Source organism: Roseobacter sinensis (assembly GCF_025755255.1).
In the GTDB taxonomy this organism is placed as follows: domain Bacteria; phylum Pseudomonadota; class Alphaproteobacteria; order Rhodobacterales; family Rhodobacteraceae; genus Roseobacter; species Roseobacter sinensis.
The window spans coordinates 134,379-157,245 of record NZ_JALIEB010000005.1; the positions used below are offsets into that span (position 1 = coordinate 134,379).

25 protein-coding genes and 1 tRNA gene are annotated in these 22,867 nt (G+C 63.3%); 16 read left to right on the plus strand and 10 right to left on the minus strand.

Annotated elements, in window-relative coordinates; all coding sequences use genetic code 11:
• Positions 1–46: 46 nt before the first annotated feature.
• From MUB52_RS09975 to MUB52_RS10030, 12 genes are all read left to right on the plus strand, one after another.
• A tRNA-Met gene (locus tag MUB52_RS09975) sits at positions 47–123 on the plus strand.
• A 185-nt stretch (positions 124–308) separates the two neighbouring features.
• Complete coding sequence (locus tag MUB52_RS09980) at positions 309–1,349, plus strand: TRAP transporter substrate-binding protein (protein WP_263844069.1); 1,041 nt, start codon at positions 309–311, stop codon at positions 1,347–1,349.
• Positions 1,350–1,413: 64 nt separating this feature from the next.
• Entirely contained in the window at positions 1,414–1,914 is a 501-nt protein-coding gene (locus tag MUB52_RS09985) for a TRAP transporter small permease (RefSeq protein ID WP_263844070.1), read from the plus strand.
• A 9-nt stretch (positions 1,915–1,923) separates the two neighbouring features.
• Complete coding sequence (locus MUB52_RS09990) at positions 1,924–3,243, plus strand: TRAP transporter large permease (protein WP_263844071.1); 1,320 nt, start codon at positions 1,924–1,926, stop codon at positions 3,241–3,243.
• A gap of 103 nt (positions 3,244–3,346) precedes the next feature.
• A complete protein-coding gene (locus MUB52_RS09995) occupies positions 3,347–4,891 on the plus strand; it encodes a benzoate-CoA ligase family protein (protein WP_404818215.1) in 1,545 nt (514 codons plus the stop codon).
• Positions 4,888–5,709, plus strand: coding sequence for an alpha/beta fold hydrolase (locus MUB52_RS10000; RefSeq protein ID WP_263844072.1), 822 nt, complete (start codon positions 4,888–4,890; stop codon positions 5,707–5,709). Before MUB52_RS09995 ends, MUB52_RS10000 begins: the two co-directional genes overlap by 4 nt.
• Positions 5,693–6,157, plus strand: a complete 465-nt coding sequence (locus MUB52_RS10005) for a DUF309 domain-containing protein (protein WP_263844073.1) — start codon at positions 5,693–5,695, stop codon at positions 6,155–6,157. Before MUB52_RS10000 ends, MUB52_RS10005 begins: the two co-directional genes overlap by 17 nt.
• 112 nt (positions 6,158–6,269) lie before the next feature.
• Entirely contained in the window at positions 6,270–7,928 is a 1,659-nt protein-coding gene (boxC, locus tag MUB52_RS10010) for a 2,3-epoxybenzoyl-CoA dihydrolase (protein WP_263844074.1), read from the plus strand.
• 99 nt (positions 7,929–8,027) lie between these two features.
• Entirely contained in the window at positions 8,028–9,479 is a 1,452-nt protein-coding gene (boxB, locus tag MUB52_RS10015) for a benzoyl-CoA 2,3-epoxidase subunit BoxB (protein WP_263844075.1), read from the plus strand.
• Between the two features lie 225 nt (positions 9,480–9,704).
• Positions 9,705–10,901 (plus strand): benzoyl-CoA 2,3-epoxidase subunit BoxA, encoded by a 1,197-nt coding sequence (gene boxA / locus MUB52_RS10020; protein WP_263844076.1) that lies wholly within the window; start codon positions 9,705–9,707, stop codon positions 10,899–10,901.
• 39 nt (positions 10,902–10,940) lie between these two features.
• Positions 10,941–11,834, plus strand: a complete 894-nt coding sequence (locus MUB52_RS10025; RefSeq protein WP_263844077.1) for a helix-turn-helix transcriptional regulator — start codon at positions 10,941–10,943, stop codon at positions 11,832–11,834.
• On the plus strand, positions 11,831–12,427 hold the full coding sequence (locus tag MUB52_RS10030) for a 3-hydroxyacyl-CoA dehydrogenase family protein (RefSeq protein WP_263844078.1): 597 nt from the start codon (positions 11,831–11,833) through the stop codon (positions 12,425–12,427). The genes MUB52_RS10025 and MUB52_RS10030 overlap by 4 nt, the downstream gene beginning before the upstream one ends.
• On the opposite strand, the gene MUB52_RS10035 is transcribed toward MUB52_RS10030, so the two are convergent.
• The gene (locus tag MUB52_RS10035; protein ID WP_263844079.1) at positions 12,418–12,906 is read right to left on the minus strand and encodes a DUF2165 domain-containing protein; all 489 of its coding nucleotides are present in this window, start codon (positions 12,904–12,906) and stop codon (positions 12,418–12,420) included. The two genes, MUB52_RS10030 and MUB52_RS10035, sit on opposite strands and share 10 nt — an antisense overlap.
• Before the next feature lie 70 nt (positions 12,907–12,976).
• Entirely contained in the window at positions 12,977–14,641 is a 1,665-nt protein-coding gene (locus MUB52_RS10040; RefSeq protein ID WP_263844080.1) for an ABC transporter substrate-binding protein, read from the minus strand.
• Between the two features lie 577 nt (positions 14,642–15,218).
• Here MUB52_RS10040 and MUB52_RS10045 point away from each other — a divergent pair.
• Entirely contained in the window at positions 15,219–15,611 is a 393-nt protein-coding gene (locus MUB52_RS10045; protein WP_263844081.1) for a RidA family protein, read from the plus strand.
• Here the strand turns inward: MUB52_RS10045 and MUB52_RS10050 are convergent.
• The 5 genes from MUB52_RS10050 to MUB52_RS10070 all read right to left on the minus strand — a co-directional run bounded on the left by MUB52_RS10050 (position 15,605) and on the right by MUB52_RS10070 (position 18,419).
• Positions 15,605–15,826, minus strand: coding sequence for a hypothetical protein (locus MUB52_RS10050; protein WP_263844082.1), 222 nt, complete (start codon positions 15,824–15,826; stop codon positions 15,605–15,607). The genes MUB52_RS10045 and MUB52_RS10050 overlap by 7 nt on opposite strands.
• Positions 15,823–16,359, minus strand: coding sequence for a DinB family protein (locus MUB52_RS10055; RefSeq protein WP_263844083.1), 537 nt, complete (start codon positions 16,357–16,359; stop codon positions 15,823–15,825). The genes MUB52_RS10050 and MUB52_RS10055 overlap by 4 nt, the downstream gene beginning before the upstream one ends.
• Positions 16,356–16,484: a hypothetical protein gene (locus tag MUB52_RS10060; protein ID WP_263844084.1), complete on the minus strand. Its 129-nt coding sequence runs from the start codon at positions 16,482–16,484 to the stop codon at positions 16,356–16,358. Before MUB52_RS10060 ends, MUB52_RS10055 begins: the two co-directional genes overlap by 4 nt.
• 145 nt (positions 16,485–16,629) lie before the next feature.
• Positions 16,630–17,463 (minus strand): spondin domain-containing protein, encoded by an 834-nt coding sequence (locus MUB52_RS10065; RefSeq protein ID WP_263844085.1) that lies wholly within the window; start codon positions 17,461–17,463, stop codon positions 16,630–16,632.
• 146 nt (positions 17,464–17,609) lie between these two features.
• On the minus strand, positions 17,610–18,419 hold the full coding sequence (locus tag MUB52_RS10070; RefSeq protein ID WP_263844086.1) for a division plane positioning ATPase MipZ: 810 nt from the start codon (positions 18,417–18,419) through the stop codon (positions 17,610–17,612).
• 234 nt (positions 18,420–18,653) lie between these two features.
• Between MUB52_RS10070 and MUB52_RS10075 the strand changes: the two genes are divergently transcribed.
• The gene (locus MUB52_RS10075) at positions 18,654–18,953 is read left to right on the plus strand and encodes a hypothetical protein (RefSeq protein WP_263844087.1); all 300 of its coding nucleotides are present in this window, start codon (positions 18,654–18,656) and stop codon (positions 18,951–18,953) included.
• Positions 18,954–19,014: 61 nt separating this feature from the next.
• Entirely contained in the window at positions 19,015–20,787 is a 1,773-nt protein-coding gene (locus MUB52_RS10080) for a methyl-accepting chemotaxis protein (protein WP_263844088.1), read from the plus strand.
• A 102-nt stretch (positions 20,788–20,889) separates the two neighbouring features.
• On the opposite strand, the gene rpmE is transcribed toward MUB52_RS10080, so the two are convergent.
• Together rpmE and rplS are read right to left on the minus strand one after the other, a co-directional pair.
• Entirely contained in the window at positions 20,890–21,111 is a 222-nt protein-coding gene (rpmE, locus tag MUB52_RS10085) for a 50S ribosomal protein L31 (protein ID WP_263844089.1), read from the minus strand.
• A gap of 11 nt (positions 21,112–21,122) precedes the next feature.
• Positions 21,123–21,506 carry a 50S ribosomal protein L19 gene (gene rplS / locus MUB52_RS10090; protein ID WP_263844090.1) on the minus strand — a complete coding sequence of 128 codons (384 nt, stop codon included), beginning with the start codon at positions 21,504–21,506 and terminating at the stop codon, positions 21,123–21,125.
• Between the two features lie 355 nt (positions 21,507–21,861).
• On the opposite strand from rplS, the gene MUB52_RS10095 reads away from it, so the two are divergent.
• Positions 21,862–22,407: a hypothetical protein gene (locus MUB52_RS10095; RefSeq protein ID WP_263844091.1), complete on the plus strand. Its 546-nt coding sequence runs from the start codon at positions 21,862–21,864 to the stop codon at positions 22,405–22,407.
• A 39-nt stretch (positions 22,408–22,446) separates the two neighbouring features.
• Here the strand turns inward: MUB52_RS10095 and MUB52_RS10100 are convergent, their stop codons facing one another.
• Complete coding sequence (locus tag MUB52_RS10100; RefSeq protein WP_263844092.1) at positions 22,447–22,749, minus strand: hypothetical protein; 303 nt, start codon at positions 22,747–22,749, stop codon at positions 22,447–22,449.
• Between the last annotated feature and the right edge of the window lie 118 nt (positions 22,750–22,867).

A 22,867-nucleotide genomic window follows, 5' to 3' on the forward strand; every position in this document is an offset into this window, starting at 1 on the left:
TTCAGCCTTGACGGCAGAAGCCTGCTATCCTAATTCACGCGCTCGTGGCGTTATAGCTCAGTTGGTTAGAGCGAACGACTCATAATCGTTAGGTCGGTGGTTCAAGTCCACCTAACGCCACCAACCTCCCTTCTTGTCCAGGCTGTGATCTGACTGCCTCGAGTAGGCTTTTGCGCCCGCCAATAGCGGTCAATTGATGACAAACACGGGTGACATCCCCCCTGATCTGCAATAGCAATTTGTCAGGGAAGACGAGTCCGGAGCCGCAACACAAGCGGCCCGGTGACGTTCAAAAGGGAGGATACGTAATGACGATCTCACGCAAGACATTTCTCGGCATGGCCGCTGCGGCGGCGCTGGCCGTGGGCTTCGGCGCGGCCCCGGCGGTTGCGCAGGATGTGACGCTGCGCCTGCACCAGTTCCTGCCACCGCAAGCCAATGTGCCAAAGCTGGTCCTGGATGTCTGGGCGGACAATGTCGAGGAAGACAGCGGCGGCCGGATCAAGGTCGAGCGGTATCCCTCGATGCAGCTGGGCGGCAAGCCGCCCGAGCTGATGGATCAGGCGATCGACGGTGTGGCCGATATCGTCTGGACGGTGGTGGGCTACACGCCCGGGCGGTTCCCCTCGACCGAGGTTTTCGAGCTTCCGTTCATGATGACGAATGCCCGTGCCGCTTCGCGCGCCTATTGGGAAATGTTCGAAAAGCACATGAAGGACACGGAGTTCAAGGATGTGCACATCCTGGGCACCTGGGTGCACGGGCCGGGCCTGATCCACGCCAACAAGGAGATCCGCACGCCCGCGGACATGGAAGGCCTCAAGATCCGTGGCGGCTCGCGGCTGGCCAATGCGCTGCTTGAGAAGATGGGCGCAACACCGGTTGGCATGCCGGTCCCGGCGGTGCCTGAAGGCCTGTCCAAGGGCGTGATCGACGGGACCACGATCCCCTGGGAAGTGACCGCGGCGCTGAAAATTCCTGAACTGGTCGACAATCACACCGAGTTCAGCGGCAATGCACTCTATGTGCTGACCTTCGTTCTGGCGATGAACAAGGATCGCTACGAGAGCCTGCCGGACGATCTGAAGAAGGTCATCGATGACAACTCCGGCCTTGAATTCTCGGTCTTTGCGGGCGGCACGCAAGCAGACAGTGACGGACCGGCACGCGAGGCGGCCGCGGCGCGGGGCAACAACATCGTGACCTTGACCGAGGAAGAGACCGCCGAATGGCGCGCCGTGTCGCAACCGATCTACGACGAATGGGTGGCCGAGATGAACGAGCGGGGCATCGATGGACAGGCCCTGATCGACGAAGCCCGCATGCTGATCGACAAATACACTGAGTAACAGCACCAAACAGGGCCCGCCGCACCACAAGCGGCGGGCCCTTTTTCCTGAAACGGAGCGTCTCATGCATCAGGCCGTGCATCTGCTTGCCCGCACCACCGCGATCATCGGCGGGCTGGTTCTTGTGGGGCTGGTGATCCTGACCACGGTCTCGACCGCGGGGCGTGAGATCGGGATCGGTGAGGTCAACGGCAGCTACGAGATACTCGAAGCCGGCGTCGCCTTCGCGATCTTCTCCTTCTTTCCGATTTGCCAGTTGCACGGCGCCCATGCGACAGTGGACATCTTCACGTCGCAACTGCCCAAGCGCATCAACCGTGCGATCATCGCCTTCTGGGAGGTGGTCCTGACGGCGGCGCTGATCCTGATCAGCTGGCGGCTCTACGAGGGAATGCAGCGCTATATCGGCAATGGCGAAACCACGTTCTTCCTGCAGTTTCCGGTCTGGTGGGGCTATGCGTTCAGCTTTGCCGCCTGCGTGGTCACCTGCCTTGTCGCGGTCTACTGCGCGGTCATGCGGGTGCGCGAGTGCCTGTCCGGCCGTGCCCTGTTGCCCACCGCCTAGGGACTGATCGTGAGCAACCTCGAGCTAGGTTTTCTATCCTTCCCGATCCTGCTGCTCATGGTGTTCCTGCGCGCGCCGATTGGCCTCGCGATGCTGCTCTGCGGGTTTGCGGGCTGGTACTTCGCGATGGGCGGCAACCCGAATGTGCTCCTCAACAAGCTGAAATCCGAGACCTACACGCAGTTCTCCAGCTATTCGCTGTCGATCATCCCGATGTTTCTGCTCATGGGGCAGTTCGCGACGCTCTCGGGTATGTCGTCGGCACTCTTCAAGGCGGCCGAGAGCTTTCTCGGGCATCGCCGTGGTGGTGTCGCCATGGCCTCCGTAGGCGCCTGTGCGGGCTTCGGCGCGATCTGCGGCTCGTCGCTGGCCACGGCTGCCACCATGTCGAAGGTCGCCTTGCCGGAGCTGCGGCGCTATGGCTATTCGGGCGGGTTTTCGACCGCCACCCTGGCAGCGGGCGGCACGCTTGGCATTCTGATCCCGCCCTCCGTCATCCTTGTGATCTACGCGATCCTGACCGAACAGAACATTGCCAAGCTGTTCCTCGCCGCTTTCATTCCGGGGATCATGGCGGCCTTGGGATACATGCTGACGATCTCGATCTACGTGCGGCTCTACCCCAAATCCGCCGGTACCCGCCCGGCCCAGCCGATGTCCGAACGCTGGGCCGCGCTGGCCGGGTGCTGGCCGGTGCTGCTGATCTTCGGCCTCGTTGTGGGCGGCATCTACCTGGGCTGGTTCACACCCACCGAAGGCTCGGCCATCGGAGCGGCGGGCACCGGGCTGGTGGCGCTGCTTTCGGGCAGCCTCAATTGGGCGGTGTTCCGCGACAGCCTGTTCGGGACCGCCCGCACCACGGCGATGATCTTCTTCATCGTCTTGGGTGCGAGCTTCTACAACAGCTTCCTCGCGCTCTCGGGCGTGCCGCAATTCATGGCGGACTGGGTGCTGACCCAGGGCTTCAGCCCGTGGCTGGTTCTGTCGGTGATCCTGATCTTCTACCTGATCTTCGGCTGCCTGATGGACAGCCTCTCGATGATCCTGCTGACCGTGCCGATCTTCTTTCCGGTGATCTCGGCGATGGATTTCGGCATGTCGCCCGAGCATCTGGCGATCTGGTTCGGCATCCTTGTGCTGATCGTGGTCGAAGTCGGGCTGATCACGCCGCCTGTGGGCATGAATCTCTTCATCATCAATGCAATGGACCGCGAGACACCGATGACCGAGACCTACAAGGCGGTCCTGTTCTTCGTCGGCTCCGACATTGTCCGGGTCATCATTCTCGTCATGTTCCCGGCCATCACCCTCTTCCTGCTGCCCGCCTGACGCACGGCGTGCACTATCGTGCAGCGTGCCCCGCCAGCGCTTGCGGCGCGCCTGAGGCCGTGCACTATGGCGCAGAGCTTTTGGTGTTTCGTGGGAGGGACAGGTGATCAGCACCTCGATGAACGCGGCCAGCTACTTTGTCGATCGTCACCTCGACGAAGGGCGGGGTGAAAGGGTTGCCTATCGCGAGGCGGGGTCTGGGCGCGAGATGACGTTTCAGCAGCTGGCCGAGGACGCGGGGCAATGGGCCGGTGCGCTGATCCGTGCAGGCCTTCGGCCGGAAGAACGCGTTGCCATGCTCATGCTGGATACGCTGGAGTTTCCATCTGTGTTTTTCGGCGCCCTGAAGTGCGGGGTCGTTCCGATCCCGATCAACACCTTGCTCGCAGCGCCGATCTACGCCGCCATACTGCAAGACAGTCGGGCCGTGACACTTGTGGTCTCGGCCGAGCTTTACGACGCGGTGAAGCCAGCCCTCGCCGAAGCGCCCCACCTGCGCAGGGTCGTTGTTATCGGTGGCGCGGCCCCGGACGGAACCCAGAGCCATACGCAGTTCCTGTCTGGTGCAGAGAGGCATCCGACTGCGCCGGTCTCATCCGATGACATTGCCTTCTGGCTATATTCTTCGGGGTCGACCGGCCAGCCGAAAGGTGTCCAGCATGTGCATTCCAGCATGCAGGCGACAGCGGACACCTATGGCGCCCATGTGCTCGGCCTGACGGAGGACGACACAGTTTTCTCCGCAGCCAAGCTCTTCTTTGCCTACGGGCTTGGTAATGCGATGACCTTCCCGCTGGCCGTGGGCGCCAAGACGATCCTCTTCGCAGGGCGTCCGACCCCGAGTGATATGATCGCCACGATCGAGGCCGAACAGCCGACGCTCTTCGGCGGGGTGCCGACGCTCTATGCCGCGATGGTGGCCCAGATGGATAGGACGGGCGCCCCGAGGGCGCCGTTGCGGCGGTGCATCTCAGCGGGTGAGGCGCTGCCGGAAGATGTGGGCAGGCGCTGGCAGGCGCTCACCGGCGTGGATATCCTCGACGGTGTAGGCTCCACCGAGATGCTGCACATCTTCCTCAGCAACAGCGCGGACAATCTGGCCTATGGCACCTCCGGTACGCCGGTGCCGGGATATGACGTGCGCCTCGTTGATGATGCGGGCCGGGATGTGGCCGACAACGAGATCGGTGAGATGCTGGTCAATGGCGCCTCGGCCGCCGCAGGCTACTGGAACCAGCGGGAGAAGTCGCGCCGGACCTTCGAAGGCGTATGGACGCGCACGGGCGACAAATACGAACGCCGCCCCGATGGGCGGTACGTCTATTGCGGGCGGACGGACGACATGTTCAAGGTCTCGGGCATCTGGGTCTCGCCCTTCGAAGTCGAACAGGCGCTGGCCAGCCACCCGGCGGTTCTGGAAGCGGCTGTTGTCTCTGCCCGGGATGACGCCGGGCTCGAGAAGCCGAAGGCCTTCATCGTGCTCGAGACTGACGCGCCGCCCGACCTCGAGGCGCAGCTGATCACACACGTGAAGTCACGGGTCGGTAAGTGGAAGTATCCGCGCTGGATCGAGATCGTGGACGACCTGCCCAAGACCGCAACCGGCAAGATCCAGCGGTTCAAGCTGCGGGAGATGGAGGCGTCGTGATCGACTGGAGCGTCACACCTGAGACGCGGCTGGCCGTGGGGGGTGTGTCGCTCGAATATGCCTGTCATGGCCCGCCACCGGGGCAAGGGCCGACGTTCGTCCTCCTCCATGAGGGCTTGGGGTCTGTGGCCCTCTGGCGCGATGTCCCGGCCGCGCTGGCGGCGCGCACCGGTCTTGGCGTCTTTGCCTACTCGCGGCACGGCTATGGCAGGTCGGACCCTGCGCGCCTGCCGCGCCCGCTGGACTACATGACGCGCGAGGCCAAGGCGGTTCTCGGCCCCTTAATGGATGCTGCGGGTCTGGGTGACGTGATCCTGCTGGGGCACTCCGATGGGGCAACGATCGTGGGGGAATACGCCGGATCTGTCAGTGACCAGCGGGTGCGTGGGCTGGTGCTGATCGCGCCGCATTTCTTTGTCGAGCCGAAGGGGATCGCGGCGATCAGGGCCGCCGGCACGGCCTTTGCCTCCGGTGACCTGCGCGCCCGGCTGGCACCCTATCACGACGATGTGGATGGCGCGTTTCGCGGGTGGCACGATGCCTGGACGGATCCTTCCTTCGCGGAGTGGAATGTGGCCGATGTGATTGAGTATTGGCGCATCCCGGCTCTGGTGGTCCAGGGCACGGAGGACGCTTACGGCAGCCTGGCGCAGGTCGATGAAATCGCGGCACGTGCCTATTCCCCGGTCGAGACACTTATCCTCGAGGGCTGCGGCCACACCCCGCACCTGGAGCAAACAGAGGCCACGCTCGAGGCGGTGCAGGACTTCGCCGCGCGACTTCTCCGGCTGGAGCGGGCCCATGTTGCGCTGGCCTGAGCTGTCGGCCGATCTGCGCCCTCCGCATGCCTACGTCCCCGGTCGGACGGCGCGCCACCCGGAGGGCTGGTTCGATCACATCAAGGCCTCTGCCCAAGACACTGCAACCCCGGACGCGCTGCGGCACACCGCGGCCTTCCGCACCGGTCTGGCTTATCTCGGAGCCGGATACTTCTGGGAGTGCCACGAGGTGCTAGAGGCGATCTGGCTCCGAACGCCTGACCCAAGTCCGGAACGTGAGCTTGTGCAGGCGCTCATCCAACTGGCCAACGCGCGGCTGAAGCTTGCGATGCGCCGCCCAAAGGCGGCAGGGCGGCTCTGCGACATGAGCGCGGCGCATCTGAGCAGGTGCGCAGGCCAAGCGACGGTTCTCGGCGTCGGAATCGTCGATCTTCAAGCCGAAGTCGATCAGACCCGATATGACCTAAATATGCACTATAAATTATAATTTGGATGTATCCGATCAATATCTTGGCATTATGATCGGTTTTCGATGCCCGGAAAATGTACTATAGTTCCCATGAGTGCTGCGTGATGTGGTGCGACGATAGAGGCCAGCCGTGAGCAAGCGCATAGATTTCCAAGTTGATCCGGCCGGGATGAAGCACTGGACCGTCGAGCATGACGGGCCAGTGGCTTATCTTTACATGGATGTGGACGAAGACGCCGGGCTCTTCGAGGGGTATCAACTCAAACTGAATTCATACGATCTCGGCGTCGACATCGAACTGGCGGATGTGGTGCAGCGCATGCGCTTCGAACACCCGGAGGTGAAGGTCGTCGTTCTGACGTCGGCCAAGGACAAGGTGTTCTGCGCCGGTGCGAACATCCGCATGTTGGGCAGCGCGAGCCATGCCCACAAGGTGAACTTCTGCAAGTTCACCAATGAGACGCGGAACACCCTGGAGGCGGCGCTGGAAGACAGCGGCCAGAACTACATCTGTGCGGTGCGTGGCGCCTGCGCGGGCGGCGGCTATGAGCTTGCGCTTGCGTGCAACCACATCATGCTGACGGATGACAGCACCTCCTCGGTGGCGCTGCCCGAGGTGCCGTTGCTTGCAGTGCTGCCCGGCACCGGCGGGCTGACGCGCGTGACCGACAAGCGCAAGGTGCGCCGCGATCTGGCCGATGTCTTCTGCTCGGTCGAGGAGGGGGTGAAGGGCAAGCGTGCGCAGGAGTGGCGGCTGGTCGACGAGGTGATCCCCAATTCACAGTTCGATGCGGGCGTGCGCGCCCGTGCCGAGGCCTTTGCTGCCACCTCTCGCAAGCCCGATGTCACGCAGGGGATTGAGCTCAAGCCCTTGCAGCGGCAGTTCTTGGCCGATGCGGTGATCTATTCGACGATCGATGTGGCGCTGGACCGGCCGGGGCGCCGCGCGGTGATTACCATCAAGGGGCCGGAGACGGATGCGCCCGCCGATGTGGCGGCTCTCACGGCCGAGGGCTCGGAGACCTGGATGCTGCGGTGCGCGCGCGAATTGGACGATGCCATTCTGCATCTGAGGACCAATGAAGATGCGCTGGGGCTGATCGAATTCCAGACCGCGGGCGATCCGGCGCGCGTTGTCGCCCATGAGGCGCTGCTGCTTGCCCACGCGGATCATTGGCTGGCGAATGAGGTACTGTGTCTGTGGAAGCGCGTGCTCAAGCGGGTCGACATGACCTCGCGCAGTCTCGTCGCAATGGTAGAGCATGGCTCCTGCTACGCGGGCGTTCTGGCCGAGCTGCTCTGGTCGGTGGACCGCAGCTACATGATGTTGGAACCTTTCGAGGAGGACGACCGGCCTCTGGCCTCTGTTCAGCTGACCGACGCGAACTTCGGACAGTATCGCATGGGCAATGGTTTGAGCCGGCTCGAGACCCGTTTTCTGGGTGCGCCCGATGACATCGCCGGTTTACGCGCGCAGATCGGAACGCCGCTGGACGCCGCCAAGGCGGAGACGCTGGGGCTTGTCACCTACGCCTATGACGACATCGACTGGGAGGATGAAATCCGCTTGTTCCGTGAGGAACGGGCGAGTTTCTCGCCGGATGCAATGACCGGGATGGAGGCCAACCTGCGCTTTGCCGGCCCGGAGACGATGGAGACGCGCATTTTCGGGCGTCTGACGGCCTGGCAGAACTGGATCTTCCAGCGGCCCAACGCGGTGGGCCCCGAGGGTGCGCTGCAACGGTACGGAACAGGAGTGCGGGGGGTGTTTGACATGCAACGTGTCTAGCACGGGTGGCCTGAAAGCCCACCCTACCTGCCAGCACGAACGGTCTGGACCGGCAGGTCGGGTGGGCTTTCAGGCCACCCCATCCGACAGGAGGACGGAATGCTCGATCTGATCAACGTGAGCTACGACAGCCAAATTCCCAACAACGTCGGCCTGAGTTCCGACAAGAAGGTGCTGAAGGCGCTTGAGAAATGGCACCCGGGCTACATCAACTGGTGGAATGACCTCATTCCGCAGAACTTCCAGGAGAGCATGGTCTATCTGCGCACCGCGGTCTCCGTAGACCCGAAAGGCTGGGCCAAGTTCGACTACGTGAAGATGCCGGAGTATCGATGGGGCGTTCTGCTGGCCCCTGCGGTCGAGGATCGGCGCATTGCCATGGGCGAGCATCTGGGCGAGCCGGCCTGGCAGGAGGTGCCGGGCGAATACCGCAATATGCTCAAACGCCTGATCGTGATCCAGGGCGACACCGAGCCCGGCTCGGTCGAGCAGCAGCGGTTTCTCGGGCTCACGGCGCCCTCGCTCTACGACATGCGGAACCTCTTCCAGGTCAATGTTGAGGAAGGCCGACACCTCTGGGCGATGGTCTACCTACTTCAGAAATACTTCGGGCGTGATGGGCGGGAGGAGGCGGATGATCTGCTGGTGCGCTCCTCGGGCTCGGAGGAGGCGCCGCGCATGCTTGGCGCCTTCAACGAAGAGACGCCCGATTGGCTCAGCTTCTTCATGTTCACCTATTTCACCGATCGCGACGGCAAAATGCAGCTGGAGAGCCTCGCGCAATCGGGCTTCGACCCGCTGAGCCGCACCTGCCGCTTCATGCTGACGGAGGAGGCGCATCACATGTTCGTCGGCGAGACCGGTGTCGGCCGCACCATTCAGGCGACGCTGGAGGCGATGACCAAGGCCGGCATCACAGACCCCACCGATATCAACAAGATCCGCGATCTTGGCGTGATCGACCTGCCCACGATCCAGAAGAAGCTCAACCTGCACTACACGCTCAGCCTTGATCTCTTCGGGCAGGAGGTCTCGACCAACGCCGCCAATGCCTTCAACGCCGGCATCAAGGGGCGCTACATGGAGCAGCGGATCGATGACGATCACAAGCTGCAAAACGACACATATCCGGTGACGTCGATCAAGGACGGCAAGATCCTGACGGAGGATGTGCCTGCGCTTACCGCCATCAACATGCGGCTGCGCGACGACTATGTGCGGGATGCCGCGGGCGGTATCGGGCGTTGGAACAAGATGATCGCCAAGGCGGGTATCGAGTATGAATTGAAACTGCCACACGAGGGCTTTCACCGTCAGATCGGCGTGTTTTCGACCGTCGCGGTGGATCCCGATGGGAACATCGTCTCCGCCGAGGAGTGGGCCAAACGGCGGGAGGACTGGCTGCCCACCAAGGCGGATGGGGATTTCATCCAGTCGCTGATGGTGCCCTGCTACGAGCCTGGAGAGTACGCCTCATGGATCGCGCCGCCGAAGGTCGGCATCGACAACAAGCCGGGTGATTTCGAATACGTGAAACTGCACATGGCTTGACCTGAATCAAAGCGCGCGGCGGTCGGGCCAGTTTCACTGGCCCGCATCACCGAACCCATCCCGATCACCGAGAGGAGACAGGACCATGAAGACGCAACCCGCAAAACCCCCCGCTTTCCCCAGCCTGAACTGCATCGGCTGTACCGATTGCAAAGGCTTGTGCCGTGACATCGTGGATCTCGCCGTATTGCCCGAGACGTTTCTGAGACGCGCCACCGCCAGCCCATGACGACACCTGTCAAACAGCATCTGATCGATCCGGAAATCTGCATCCGCTGCTACACCTGCGAGATGACCTGCCCTATCGGGGCGATCCAGCATGACGACACCAATGTCGTGGTCGATCCGGACATCTGCAATTTCTGCATGGACTGCATCCCGGTCTGCCCCACGGGCTCCATCGACGAATGGCGCGTGGTCGAGACACCCTACACGCTGGAGCAGCAGTACGCCTTCGATGAGCTGCCCGAGCAAGACGACATCGCGCTGCCGGAAGACGCCGGCGGCGAGGAGATCGAGGCGCATGACGATGTCGTCGTAGCGCTGTTGGCAGAGGCGCACAAGGGCACGGGCGGCAAGGCCCGGGCACCTGCGACGGCCTCCAAACCCACCATCAACCTCTATTCTCTGTCGAACCCGGCCAAAGCGACGGTGCAGGGCAACTACCGCCTGACCGATGCGGCGGGCGACAACGACGTGCGGCATATCATTCTCGATCTCGGCCGGGTGCCGTTTCCCGTCCTCGAGGGCCAGAGCATCGGCATTGTTCCACCGGGTGTCGATGCGGAGGGCAAGGCGCATCTTCCGCGGCTCTACTCGGTCTCGAGCCCGCGCGATGGCGAGCGGCCCGGCTTCAACAATGTCTCGCTGACGGTCAAGCGCGAGAAGATGGGGCTCTGCTCGAACTACGTCTGCGATCTTGCCAAAGGCGATGAGGTTCAGGTCACGGGACCCTTCGGGTCAACCTTCCTGCTCCCGTCCGACCCGGAGGCCCATCTTCTGATGATCTGTACCGGGACCGGCTCGGCCCCGTTCCGCGGGTTCACGATGCGGCGTCAGCGCGAAACGCCCGGTGCGCGGGACAGTCTGACATTGGTCTTCGGTGCCCGCAGCGCGCGCGACCTGCCCTACTTCGGTCCGCTCAAGAAGGTGCCGGATCAGTTCATGCGCAAAACCTTCGCCTTCAGCCGCGCCGAGGATCAGCCCCGCCAATACGTGCAGGACAAGCTGCGCGAAGAGGCCGATACGGTGGGCGCGCTTCTCAAAACAGAAAAGGCGCATGTCTACATCTGCGGGCTGAAGGCGATGGAAACCGGCGTCGAAGAGGCCCTTGGCGAGATCGCCGCTTCGGCTGGGCAGGACTGGGCAGAGCTGCGCAACAGGATGCGCGAAGAAGGCCGCTATCATGTCGAAACCTACTGAGACCGACCTGCGGCTCTCTCTGCTCCCAGGCGCGATTGCATGACCGAGACACCGCTGGCTGCTGCTGATCGATCTCGGCAACTGAAGGAGCGCGTGGCGGCCCGTGTGCGCAGCCAGCGCAAGGCGCAAAAGCTGCCCCGGCGCGTCCTGTCCGACAGGTCCGGGGTCTCGCCGCGTTATCTGGCACAATTGGAGGCGGGAGCGGGCAATATCTCCATCGCCTTGCTGCACCGCATCGCGGTCGCTCTCGACGTGCCGATCGAAAGTTTTCTGTCGGAGGACGCACCCGAGGATCGCGAGATCCAGCGGATCGCGTCCCTCTACCGCGACGCGCCGCAGGAGGTTCAGCGCGAGGTGCGCAGGCTGCTCGCCCCGCAAAACCCGGCCCTTCTGCGGGCCGGTCGCATCTGTCTGATCGGTCTGCGCGGTGCGGGCAAATCAACCCTGGGCAAGCTGGCCAGCGAGGCCTTGGGCCTGCCCTTCGTCGAGCTCAACCGCGAGATCGAACAGGAGACGGGCATGCCGCTCGCCGAGGTGATGGCGTTCTACGGTCAGGATGGGTATCGCGCGCTCGAAGCCGATGCGGTGTCGCGCGTGGTGGCAACCCACGACCGGCTGATCCTCGCCGTCGCCGGCGGGCTTGTGACTGAGGAGCCGACCTATCAACAGGTGTTGGAACGATTTCATACGATCTGGCTGCGGACCTCTGCCGCCGAGCATATGCGGCGGGTCCGCGCGCAGGGCGATCTGCGCCCCATGCGCGGCAATCCCGCCGCGATGGAACAGCTTCAGTCGCTGCTGGAGGCGCGCAGTCCGCTCTACGAGCGCGCGGACGCCGACATCGACACGTCGAACCGTACGGTCAAGGGCTCGCTCAACGATCTCATCAAGCTGATTGCCGCCAGAGGGTTCCTCAACGGGGCAGTGGGGTGACCAGCGATATCGCCGCCCGGCTGGCAGCTGGTCTCGACGGTGCTGCCGATCAATTGCTTTTCGAGGCGACGACCCCGTGGGACCTCGATGCGGCCATGACAGATTTCGGGTTCGAAACCGGTGTCTGCGCCGCACAGGACATCGCGGGTCTGGATCGCGTGCACGCGCGCATTCGCGCGGCCGGCGAAACCGCCACCCCGGTCCTGCCGCGCATGGTCGCCGAAGGGCGTCTTGGTCGGACGGCCGGTGTCGGGTGGTATCGCTATCCGGGCGGGGGCGGGTTGGTGATCGACCCGCTGGTCGAGGATCTTTTGCGGGAGGAAGCCCGGTTTGCCGGAGTGTCGCGCAGAGACCTTTCGGATGACATCTTGATCGCGCGCCTCCTACTCGGTCTTGCGAAGGCCGCCTTGGCGTTGCTGCGCGCGGGGGCGGACGCGGCCCTGATCGATCGCGTGAGCCAGCGCGCGCTGGGCTTTCCCGCGGCGCATGGGGGTGTTCTGAGTTACCTGCGAACAGCGGCCGCCAGGCTGCCGGAGACGGTGCTCGGACGGCTGTCAGAAGACGAGCGTGCAGGTCTGCTTCATCAGCCCTGACAGAGCAGCACCATGGTCGCGAGGCCCCAGAGCGTCATCTGGAAATGTGTGTTCTGCGCGCCCTCATGGCAGAACCAATAGCAGAAGTGATTGCCCACGATCAGGAAGGTGGCCCAGACGGTCGTGAAGCTCAAGGCGCCGAGCAGGGCGAGCATCCGCCCGGTTTCGGGCAAAGCGGTCCCGGCGAGCGCCATCAGCAACCCGATGGTCCCGATCCACAGCATCAGACAGGCGACGCTCTCGGCGAGGACCACGAGTTTGAAGGCGAGCGATTGCAGTCGGCGGTCGGTGATGGCGCGATGCGCGACCTGCTGGAACTCCTCGGGGTAGTCCGCCTGCATCCGGGTCATGGCGAGCACCTGGGCTGTGTAGGTCTCGTTCACCGACGGGTAGAGCAGGTTGTCCCGCAGACCCAGGGACAGCCACGCCGCGATGAGCCCGGTTGCGAGGGCCTGCGCGACCAACACTGCAGTTTCCATGCCGGAGCCTCCTGGCGGCACCACAAAGAAAAAGGGCCGCGCAATGCGCGACCCTCGATATCGGTTTGGGTCAGGTCCAGGCCATGCGGGCCGGATGGTACTCGAAGGCGATATGGTGTTCCGCGCCGACGAGCCCCTCCTTCGTGAAGTTGTAGAGCGAGCGCCAGTAGGGCTGGATCGTCACGCCCTCCTCCTGGATCAGCGCCTGCATGTCCTTCATCAGCTTGCGCCGTTCGTCGACGTCCGCGGTTGCAAGAGCCACGTCGAGCATCTTGTCGAACTCTTCGTTCGACCAGCCGAACTCGTTCCAGGCTTCGCCCGACCGGTAGGCGAGCGCCCAGATCTGCACGCCCAGCGGGCGGTGGTTCCAGTTGGTCGAGGAGAAGGGATACTTGACCCAGTCGTTCCAGAAGGTCGAGCCGGGCAGGATCGTCCGCTTGACGTTGATACCGGCGTCGCGCAGCTGGGCTGCGACCGCATCGGTGGTGTCCTTCCGCCAGGCGTCGTCGATCGAGATCAGCTCGTGCTCGAAGTCGCCCATGCCGGCCTCGTCCATCAGCGCCTTCGCCGCCGCGGGATCCACCTTGCGCGGGGGCAGCTCTGCGTAGTCGGGGTGCATCGGGCCCACGTGATGGTTTTCGGCTTCGATGCCGCGCCCGCCATAGCCGAGCTCCAGCAGCACGGCATTGTCCACCGCCATGGTCAGCGCCTGGCGAACGCGCTTGTCCGCGTAGGGTTTCATGCCATCGACCTCCGCCAGTTGGTTGGGGCGGATGACGATGGTCGCCGCAGTGGCGATGGAGTTTTCCACCCAGCCGTCCAATGTCGCGAAGATGTCGATGAAGTCGCCCTCGATGGAATAGATCGCGTCGATTTCTTCAGCCTCGGCAGCGGACACGAAGGCGGAGGGGTCGGTGCCGTAGTCGATGTACTCCAGCCGGTCGATGTAAGGCCCGCCAAAGACGTCAGTGCCCCACCAAGTGTGTTCGGTGTTCTTCACCAGCACGCCCTTGACGCCCACTTCCAGCGACTCGGGCAGGTAGGGCCCGGTGCCGATCGGGTTCTCGAGCATGGTGGCGGCATCGAAGCCGGCCGGCGTGATGGCAGCGGGATAGTCCGCCATGCCCGCGATGAGCGAGATATCCGGCTGCGGAAGGGTGAGTTTCACCGTATGGCTGTCGACGACGGTGACCGCACCGTCGATGGCCTGCCCGGTTTCTTCGTCGATCAGCACCGCGAAGCGGCCCGCCATCGAGTTCCCCTCAAGGCTCTTGTCGCACCAGCCGGAGATGTTGCGCGCCACATCCTCTGCCGTAAAGTCGCTGCCGTCGTTCCACTTCACACCCTGGCGCACATTCAGCGTGTATTCGGTCGCATTGTCATTGATCTCCCAGCTTTCCAGCAGGGCGGGCGAGAAGGTGCCGTCGTTTTCGTAAATCACGAGGTACTCAAGCCATCCACGCGAGAAATTCGCGATCTGCGACCAGTCGTAGGTGCGCGGATCCTTCAGCGCGCGCACTTCCATCTGCATGCGGACAACGCCGCCCTCCTGATGGCCTGCCGCGCGGGCGGGGGCGGCCATGCCGATCATCGAATAGGCTGTGGCCGTGGTTGCGCCGAATGCACTGGCGATGGCCAGAAACTCACGACGGTTGACCGGGTCGGTGCCGACCTTGGCCGCGGAGTCCACCACGGTCTTCGGCAAGGGTTTGCCGGTACGTGTGAAAAATGTCATTTTCTTCCTCTCTGTTTTTGCACGTCTTCCTGGCGTGCGGTTGCCGGACGATTGCCGGCGCGGTGATGCAGTTTGTCTGCTTTTTTGCAGGCCCTCACGGGGACGCCGAGAGTTTCAGGTGTCGTAGGCGTGGCGTCAACCCTTTCTCCGGGGCTCGCTGAGTGCCCACCTGCCGGTCGTCGGCGGTGCTGCCGCTTCTCGACATGCAACGTTCCGCGACCGCCGTGCCGTGCTCCAGCCAAATCGCTTTGGAAAACCGGCGAGACGGCCCAACTGTGCCGAATTCTTGACGTCTGATGTCGCTAACGCACAAAGCTTTTGCGTTTCGATGTGGCAGGCCGCCTCGCCGCGCCCTCTGGGCCGCACACGAAAAACGCCCCTGCCGGTGCGGCAACTTTTTTCCCGCGCGCGGTTTTGGCCCGCCCGATCCTGTGGCAAAGGGCTGCATCAGGGCCGGCATCCGAGGTTTCGCGAATCTTGCCCGTGGCTGGTCTAGGTGCGCCGCTTCGACATCGGCCGCTTGCGATGCGCGGTGCATCGGCGATCATGCGCCCGTTGAACGTGGAGGATAGAGCCCATGAAACCGCTGCAGCCGACAAGCATCGCTCCGCCCTTCGCGCGTTATTCCCACGGTGTCGAGCTGCCCGCCGGCGCGCGCCTGGTGCGCACCTCCGGTCAACTGGGGCTCGCCGGAGACGGCAGCGTCCCCGACGGCGCAGACGCGCAAGCCGAGATCTGCTTTCAGAACATCGCGGCCATCCTGGCCGAGGCTAACATGACTCCGGCGCATGTCTGTCACCTCAGCGCATATGTCACGGCCCGCGAGCATATGCAGGGGTACATGGCGGCTCGGGATGCCTTCCTGCGAGATGTGCCGGTTCTGCCGAGTTCAACCCTTGTGATCGTGTCGGGCTTCACCCGCCCAGAGTTCGTTGTCGAGGTCGAGGTCTGGGCCGCGTCGAATCAGTGATCGGAGGCGTCGGAATACTCCTTTCGGATCAGCTTCTTCAGGCTCCACAGGAACGTGCCGCCAAAGAACGCGCCCGCGATCCCGATGGTCTCGAACATGGCTGGGCCCTGAGGCATTCCGCGATAGGCGATGGCAGCGGCCATAAAGGCAAGCCCTGCGATGGAGACGTAGAGCCGGAACTTCAACTCCTTCCGGCCGGGTCCGTATCTGTTCATCTCCAGTAAGCCTCCGCTGTTGGGGCGCGTTCGAAAGAGAGGTGGAAGTCGTCAAGCTGTGGCGGGGCGATCCCGAGTGTCTGAAGCTGCACATGCGCCTGCCCGCGATGATGGACCTGATGCTGGAAGAGGTGCAGCAACAAGGCCTGGACGTTTTCCCGGATGGTTGTGCCCGGGCGCTCGGTGTCGCGCATCTCGATCAGCTTGTCCGCGGTCAGCGCCTGACAGAAGGCGATCAGGCGGCGGTCGAGGCTCGCTTGCAGCGCTGCAAGTGCGTCGAGTGATGTCACCTCTTCGCGCTCGAAAACGGTGTACCCTTTCCCGCCCTGTTCCAGAGCGTCCACGTAGTAGAGATCGACCTCGTAGATGTGGTTGAGCGTGGCCGCGAGTGTCGGGAAGAAACCGGGCACGGGATCTGTCTGCCGACCGTCCGGCAATCTGCGCGCTGCGTCGTAGAACGTGGCATTGGCCCAGGCATTGTTCTCGGCCATTCGCCGGAACGCATCGGCCGGTTGCGGGGCCTGCGCCGTCATCCCGCCTGATCGTCGGGGGGCGGGGCGCCGTTCCGCTTCTTGCGGGCCTGCAGCCAGCGGAACAGGAAAAACAGGGCGATGAAGAGCCCGGTCCAGAATAGCAGATCGATCAAAGCTGTGCCCATGCGGTACATGTAAGGCGCACCGGGCGGCCCGTCGAATGTTTTTTGGTGTCGCGGCGGGGAGAGGCCAGTTACGACCTGCACAAGCGGCGCGATGATCGACGGTCGGAACGCGAAAGGCCCGCGAAAGGCCTTTCGCGGGCAAGTATCAGCGGTGCGCCTTGCGGCGATGACGCCAGCCGAGGAAGCCCAGGGCCCCGAGCAGAAGCGGCGCGCTGGCCGGCAGTGGAACCGGCGCCACCTCCGAGATCTGGATGGTCAAAAGGCCGAACGCCGCCGGATCCGTGGTGAAATCGATCAGCGCCGGATCCAGCGTGTCGCCCGTGGCGAGCAGCACACCCGGTGCAACGAGCTCATTGGACAGTGGGATGCCCTGCTGGATGCTGCCTTCGCCAGCGGGGCTGTCGGCGATGTCAACACCCTGGATAAAGGCGGCACCTTCCAGACCGTTGGCTTCCGTGCCAGCATCGTAGATCTGGGCGCCGGTCACGCTGATCGTGCGATCACCGGTGAAATTGCCGCTGTCGTCGAAGATCTGGTAGGCGAGCGGATTGTCGTTGCCGATGAAATGATCGTTCGACGGCAACAGCATCGACAGAAAAGTGAAGAACAGCGGGCCGGTCGCGGTCACGTCGATTGTGTCCGTGACGATCTCTCCCGGCTGGATCGGAGGCGGGCCGCTGGGCGATGCCAAAACCAGAGGTTGCGAGTCCGGATCGACGGCGCGGCGCTCGGCCGCAACCGTGCCCGGCATTCCGGTTTCCGCGATCAATTCGATGCCCGGCGAGGCCATGCCGCCGAGGTCGAAGGCGTCAAAGCTGCCATCATGGAATGCGGTGTAGAGCGGCGTGATCGAAAGCCCGCCCTCGGCCTGAGTGTTCGTGACCGTGATTTTTAGGGTTGTCGCCTGCGCGGAAAGGCCCGCGCTGGCGCCAATGGCGGTCACCGCCAGAGCCAGCAGGTGTCTGGTTGCTGATTTCATGTCTTACTCCTGTCAGATTGGCCTCCGGACCCGGAGGCTGGCGCACCTTAGGAACAGGGCGCGATCAACAGGGACTCACACCTGCGTGAGAAGGCGGCGGCTCTGCAGGTTGTGAAAAAAACTGAAATTTCCGTGATTTGGCCGTGTCAGAACTCGATCGAGACACCGGGTAGGTTCAGCGCCTTCATCAGATCGCGCAGCTCTTGCCGCGCTGCGATGTTGGAGATGTTGAGCTGCTTGACCCCAATGTCCTTCAGATCGAGCAGTGTCAGCCCGCGCGGGAACAACTCGCGAAAGATGACCCGTTCCGAAAAGCCCGGCGCGACCCGAAAGCCGATCCGCTTGCTGAGGTTCTTGATGGCGCGCTCCATCTTCTCCTTGTTGACCATGCGCTGCGCGCCCATCCGGTTCCGCACGACCACCCAGTCGATGGGCGTCAGGCCGGCCTGGGCGCGCAACTGCCGGGCGTTCCACACCATCTCGGAATAGACTGAGGGGCCGAGGATCTTGTCGCCCGTGGAATCCGTCCGTGCCAGCAGGTCGAAATCGACAAAGCTGTCATTCAGCGGCGTAATCAGCGTGTCGGCCAATGAATGTGCCACCTGGCTGAGCCGGGTGTGCGAGCCAGGGCAGTCGATCAGGATGAAATCGTTGTCCGGCTCGAGCGAGGCGACAGCGGCGGAGAGGCGATGGTCATAGATGTTTTCGCCGGGTTTCAGGCTCTCGGGGGGGATTTCGGGCAGCTCCCGGGTGCTGGGGCTCGCAAGATCGAGACCGGCGCCGTCAAGAAAGGCTCTGCGGTTCTCGGTGTAGCGACCGAAGGTGCGCTGGCGCAGGTCGAGATCAAGCGCGCTGACCTTATGCCCCATCCGGGCCAGCGCAGTCGCCACATGCATCGAAACGGTGGATTTGCCGGCACCGCCCTTCTCATTCCCGACGACGATAATGTGCGCCATGGCCCGATCCTTTGCCCCGGCCGCTTTCTGCGGCTTATCTATTTGGCGGCACTATATGTAGTGTTTGGTACTTTGGGAAGGCGTGCAGCGGCCAAATCGCGTTGACGCCGACGAGGTGTTGCCTCGATGCCGGACCGGGGTCCGAAAGTGTCTCGTGATCCTGACATCTGATGTGTCTTAGGGGCTTGCAAACGCCCCACTGGTAAAGCCGCAGAAAGACCAGCAGGGGGAGCTATGCCGGTCTTCATCCATGTCTTCGCATTTGCCTTCGCGGCCCTCGCTGGGCCGGTGCTGGCGCTGGCGAGCGCCAAACCCGTCCCCGGCGAGATCATGTTGGCCATCGGCCCTGCGGCGGTGCTGCACGAGGCCGTCGCATTGTCGCACAGCGGACGCGTGCTGGGACCCGAACTCGCCCGTTTTGGGGTCTTGGTTCAGTCGGATCAGACGAATTTTGCACCGGTGCTCCTTGAGAATGGAGACTGGTTTGTGGTCGACGGCAGACGCATTGCCGCGATTTGTGGAGTAGACATATGATTACCCCCTGACCTTCCGTGATGAGGCGTGGAACGCGGCTGCAGACAAGGCAGCGCTTCAGGTGGCCCTTGGCAGCCTCGCGCTGGTGCCCTGCGTGCTGGTTGCCGCCTGGATCGCCGGCACATCCCTGCTGCTGCCTGGCGGTGTGTCCCTTGCCTTTGCTGGCATGGCTGTTCTTGGCGCGCGCATGCTCAACACGCAGGGTCGGATCCTGGCGACCGTCGGGCTCATCGGGCAGGCGATCTGCCTCACCGCGGCCCTGTCCGGCCATCCGTGGCAGCTGGACAGCCACATGCTGTTCTTTGCGTTGCTGGCGGTCTGCATGATCATATCGGAACCCATCGTAATCCTTGCCGCGGCTGGGGTCATCGCGGTGCACCACCTGAGCCTGTCCATCGCCCTGCCGGCGCTGGTCTACCCCTCGGTTGATCTTCTCACCAACCTCAAACGCACCGCACTCCATGGCGTCATCGTTGTGATCGAAGCGGCGGTGCTGTGGTTTGCTCTGCGCAACCGAAATCGCGCCTATGCCGAGACCCTTCACCAGAATGCGACGATTCTTGCCTCGGCGGAGGAAACGCGGGCGGCGCTGGCTAAGGCCGAAACTGCCCGGATCGAAACGGAAGGCGCATTGAATGACGCAAAGCTCGCTCAGGAAGAGGCTCTGGCTGCCCGAAAAACGGCTGAGCAGGAGACTCAGAACGCGATTGAAACAGATCGCAAGGCGCGCGAGGCCGAAGAATTGGCGCGTGAGAGAAGCGCCAAGGTCGAAGCCGAGCAATCGCACGTGGTCGAGACGCTGCGCGATGCGCTTCGCAGTCTTTCAGCGGGCGACCTCTGCAAGGAAATCGACACCCCTCTTCCCGAGAAATACGAAGAACTTCGTAAGGATTTCAACAGTGCGTTGACCGCGCTGCGGGAGGCGATGACAGTCGTCGATCAGAATGCGGAAACCATCGTTGAGGATGTGGCGTCTATCGAAGACGCGGCTGACACGCTTGCGAAACGGACCGAGGCGCAAGCCTCAACCTTGGAAGAGACTACCGCCGCCATTTCGCAGATCGCCACCAATTCGGGGAATTCGGCCCAAAGTGCGCGGCAGGCCAGCGATGCCGTTCTGACGGCGAAGTCCAATGCGGAGTCCTCTGATCAGATCGTGCAGAACGCCATTGCCGCCATGGCGGAGATCGAAGCCTTCTCCGGGCAGATCGCCAAGATCGTCGACGTGATCGAGGAAATTGCGTTCCAAACCAACCTTTTGGCGCTCAATGCGGGGGTCGAAGCGGCACGGGCTGGCGAGAGCGGGCGGGGCTTCTCGGTGGTCGCCTCGGAGGTCCGCGAGCTGGCGCGGCGGTCCTCCGAAGCGGCGCGGGAGATCGGCGGGCTGATCGAAGCGAGCGGCAAGCAGGTCGCAAACGGTGTGGAACTGGTCAGCGGGACCGGGTCGGCCTTGCAGAGCATCAACGCGGCGGTCGATGACATTGCGAGCTTCGTCTCGGTGATTGCCGCGGCGGCCGAGGAGCAATCGCTCAGCATCTCGGAATCGAATGACGCCATGCAGCAGCTCGAGGGCGTGACACAGCAAAACGCGGCCATGTTCGAGGAAACGAATGGGGTGACGCAGTCGCTGGCGCGGCAGGCGGAGAGCCTGAAGGCGGCCGTGGCGCGTTTCAGCATCGGCGCGGTACGGGACCGAGCGCCGCAGCCTGCGGCGCGGTCTGCCATGCCGGTCGGCGGTGAGAGGGCAAAACCAGTGTCGATGCCTGTCGCTGCGACACATGGCAACGCGGCGGCGGCAATGCCAGCGCAGGAGACCGGTTGGGAGGAGTTCTAGAGTCGCTCCGACGCCCTGCGCAGAAGGGCTATCAAAGACCGTTCGGCGAACAAAAAAGCCACCCGCACATGTGGGTGGCTTTCGGCGTTTCGGCGGTTGATCTTAGAACCCAAGACCGGCGTATTTGTTCTTGAACTTGGAAACACGGCCGCCGGTGTCCATCAGGCGGGACGATCCGCCAGTCCATGCGGGGTGCACGGTGGGGTCGATGTCCAGCGCGAGCTGGTCGCCTTCCTTGCCCCAGGTGGATTTCATCTGAACCACGGTGCCATCGGTCATCTTGACATCGATGATGTGATAGTCGGGATGTGTATCGGCTTTCATCGGTCAGATCCTTACGCTTCGGCGCCCGACTTGGGCTTGTAGTTGGTGTTCTCGGTGATCCGGGCGGATTTGCCCCGGCGGCTGCGCAGGTAGTAGAGCTTGGCGCGGCGCACGCGCCCCCGGCGCACGACGGTGATGCTGTCGATATTGGTCGAATGCAGCGGAAAGACGCGCTCCACACCTTCGCCGAACGAAATCTTCCGCACCGTGAAAGAGCCCGCAATGCCCGAGCCGTTGTTGCGCGCGATGCACACGCCTTCATAGTTCTGCACGCGCGTCCGCGTGCCTTCCGTGACCTTGAAGCCAACGCGGACGGTGTCGCCCGCACGAAAATCGGGAATATCCTTTCCCAGAGCGGCAATCTGTTCCGCCTCGATCTCTGCAATCAGATCCATCTGATCGTCTCCTATTCTGCTCGTGGTTGGTCCACGAAGGTTGTGCCGCGTCTCAGAGCTTCCGGTCTGTCGTCGGGTCCGCCTCTTGCGCCCGCCGGGAGGATTCAAACGTCATTCCTTGATGTCCGCCCCGCATCGGCGCCGACAGAGAGAGGCGCAGTGATCCACGAAGGACGGGTCCGGGGCCGCGTCGCAGCACCGAACCCGCGCCGTATAAGCGGGATCGATCTGGGGATCAAGGGGGCAAAACGACCTTCAATACTTCGTTAATGGTTTGAAGCGTAGCCTGTGCGCCGGCGCCCCGTGCGGAGAGCTGCGCGGAGTGTTTTGGTATAGGTACAAGGGTCGTTGGGTCATGGCACAGACGCAGGCATCGGGCAGAGGTCAGTCTCCTGAGCAGGAAGATCGCGCGCTCTTCAGAACATACGGCGGGCCGATCGAGGTCGAGCTCGTGCCCCGGCTCAGCCGAACGGCAGACGGCGATGTCATCATCAGTGGCTTTTTCAAGCGATCGACGGAGATTTCGGTGCTCTTTCCCGGACGGCGCGCCCGGGAGATCGGCCCGCTCGATGCGCATCTGCGCTGGATCGACAGTCAGGCCCGACGGGCGGCGGTCGCGGCGCGACGCCCGTCCCCGAACCCCGACCTGATCCGGTTGCCGGTAAAGATCAAGGGCGCGTGGCGGCAACGGTTCTGGCGTGATGCCGACGACAACGAGACCGGGATCTACCAGCTGGTGGCGGCCCGCTGGGCCTTCACCGATCAGACCGGAACGCTGGTGCAGTTCGGCGAGGCTCCGGCTTATGATGTGAGCGCCCGCCAGCGCCCGAAATCCTACATTCTGACCGCGCGGGAGATCGATGCCGTGCCGCGGTCCGCGCCCGCGACCCACTTGGAGTGACCCGCTGGCCCGCCGGGCCGGAACCTTTCGCAGGTCCGGTCAGCGGTTTTCGGCAAACCTCTGGGGCAAGGCGTTGCGCAGCACCGCCGTGGAGACACCGGCCTCCGAGTAGAGGTGCGCGTTCTCGTCAATGGGTGGCGCGACCGGTCTGGCAGTGGCCTGCATGGGACGCTCCGCCTGCGCGGGAACAGCGCCCAGACTGGTCTCATCCGCGGGTGTTCTGAACTCTTCCGCGGCGCCCTTTCGCGTCTTGTCGTGCCCGAACCGCGTGTACCGCAGGTCACTGGTTGCGTGACGACTCCGTCTGGAGGACGGCCCGAACGCCCCAAATAGTTTCATCATATCCCATCACCCCTGATTGACGCTGCCTGTCTCGTCGAGGGTCACTGTCGCAATGCGCCATCAAAAATGAAGGGTTTTGCCGGGATCCTGGGGTGGTTGGCGAAGAAAGGCCGACCGG

Excerpts from the sequence above, each read along its gene's own strand:
- MUB52_RS09980 (WP_263844069.1), top strand. The coding sequence starts at position 309 with ATGACGATCTCACGCAAGACATTTCTCGGCATGGCCGCTGCGGCGGCG.
- MUB52_RS09985 (WP_263844070.1), top strand. The coding sequence starts at position 1,414 with ATGCATCAGGCCGTGCATCTGCTTGCCCGCACCACCGCGATCATCGGC.
- MUB52_RS10005 (WP_263844073.1), top strand. The coding sequence starts at position 5,693 with ATGTTGCGCTGGCCTGAGCTGTCGGCCGATCTGCGCCCTCCGCATGCC.
- boxB (WP_263844075.1), top strand. The coding sequence starts at position 8,028 with ATGCTCGATCTGATCAACGTGAGCTACGACAGCCAAATTCCCAACAAC.
- boxA (WP_263844076.1), top strand. The coding sequence starts at position 9,705 with ATGACGACACCTGTCAAACAGCATCTGATCGATCCGGAAATCTGCATC.
- MUB52_RS10025 (WP_263844077.1), top strand. The coding sequence starts at position 10,941 with ATGACCGAGACACCGCTGGCTGCTGCTGATCGATCTCGGCAACTGAAG.
- MUB52_RS10035 (WP_263844079.1), bottom strand. The coding sequence starts at position 12,906 with ATGGAAACTGCAGTGTTGGTCGCGCAGGCCCTCGCAACCGGGCTCATC.
- MUB52_RS10040 (WP_263844080.1), bottom strand. The coding sequence starts at position 14,641 with ATGACATTTTTCACACGTACCGGCAAACCCTTGCCGAAGACCGTGGTG.
- MUB52_RS10045 (WP_263844081.1), top strand. The coding sequence starts at position 15,219 with ATGAAACCGCTGCAGCCGACAAGCATCGCTCCGCCCTTCGCGCGTTAT.
- MUB52_RS10050 (WP_263844082.1), bottom strand. The coding sequence starts at position 15,826 with ATGAACAGATACGGACCCGGCCGGAAGGAGTTGAAGTTCCGGCTCTAC.
- MUB52_RS10055 (WP_263844083.1), bottom strand. The coding sequence starts at position 16,359 with ATGACGGCGCAGGCCCCGCAACCGGCCGATGCGTTCCGGCGAATGGCC.
- MUB52_RS10060 (WP_263844084.1), bottom strand. The coding sequence starts at position 16,484 with ATGGGCACAGCTTTGATCGATCTGCTATTCTGGACCGGGCTCTTCATC.
- MUB52_RS10065 (WP_263844085.1), bottom strand. The coding sequence starts at position 17,463 with ATGAAATCAGCAACCAGACACCTGCTGGCTCTGGCGGTGACCGCCATT.
- MUB52_RS10070 (WP_263844086.1), bottom strand. The coding sequence starts at position 18,419 with ATGGCGCACATTATCGTCGTCGGGAATGAGAAGGGCGGTGCCGGCAAA.
- MUB52_RS10075 (WP_263844087.1), top strand. The coding sequence starts at position 18,654 with ATGCCGGTCTTCATCCATGTCTTCGCATTTGCCTTCGCGGCCCTCGCT.
- rpmE (WP_263844089.1), bottom strand. The coding sequence starts at position 21,111 with ATGAAAGCCGATACACATCCCGACTATCACATCATCGATGTCAAGATG.
- rplS (WP_263844090.1), bottom strand. The coding sequence starts at position 21,506 with ATGGATCTGATTGCAGAGATCGAGGCGGAACAGATTGCCGCTCTGGGA.
- MUB52_RS10095 (WP_263844091.1), top strand. The coding sequence starts at position 21,862 with ATGGCACAGACGCAGGCATCGGGCAGAGGTCAGTCTCCTGAGCAGGAA.
- MUB52_RS10100 (WP_263844092.1), bottom strand. The coding sequence starts at position 22,749 with ATGATGAAACTATTTGGGGCGTTCGGGCCGTCCTCCAGACGGAGTCGT.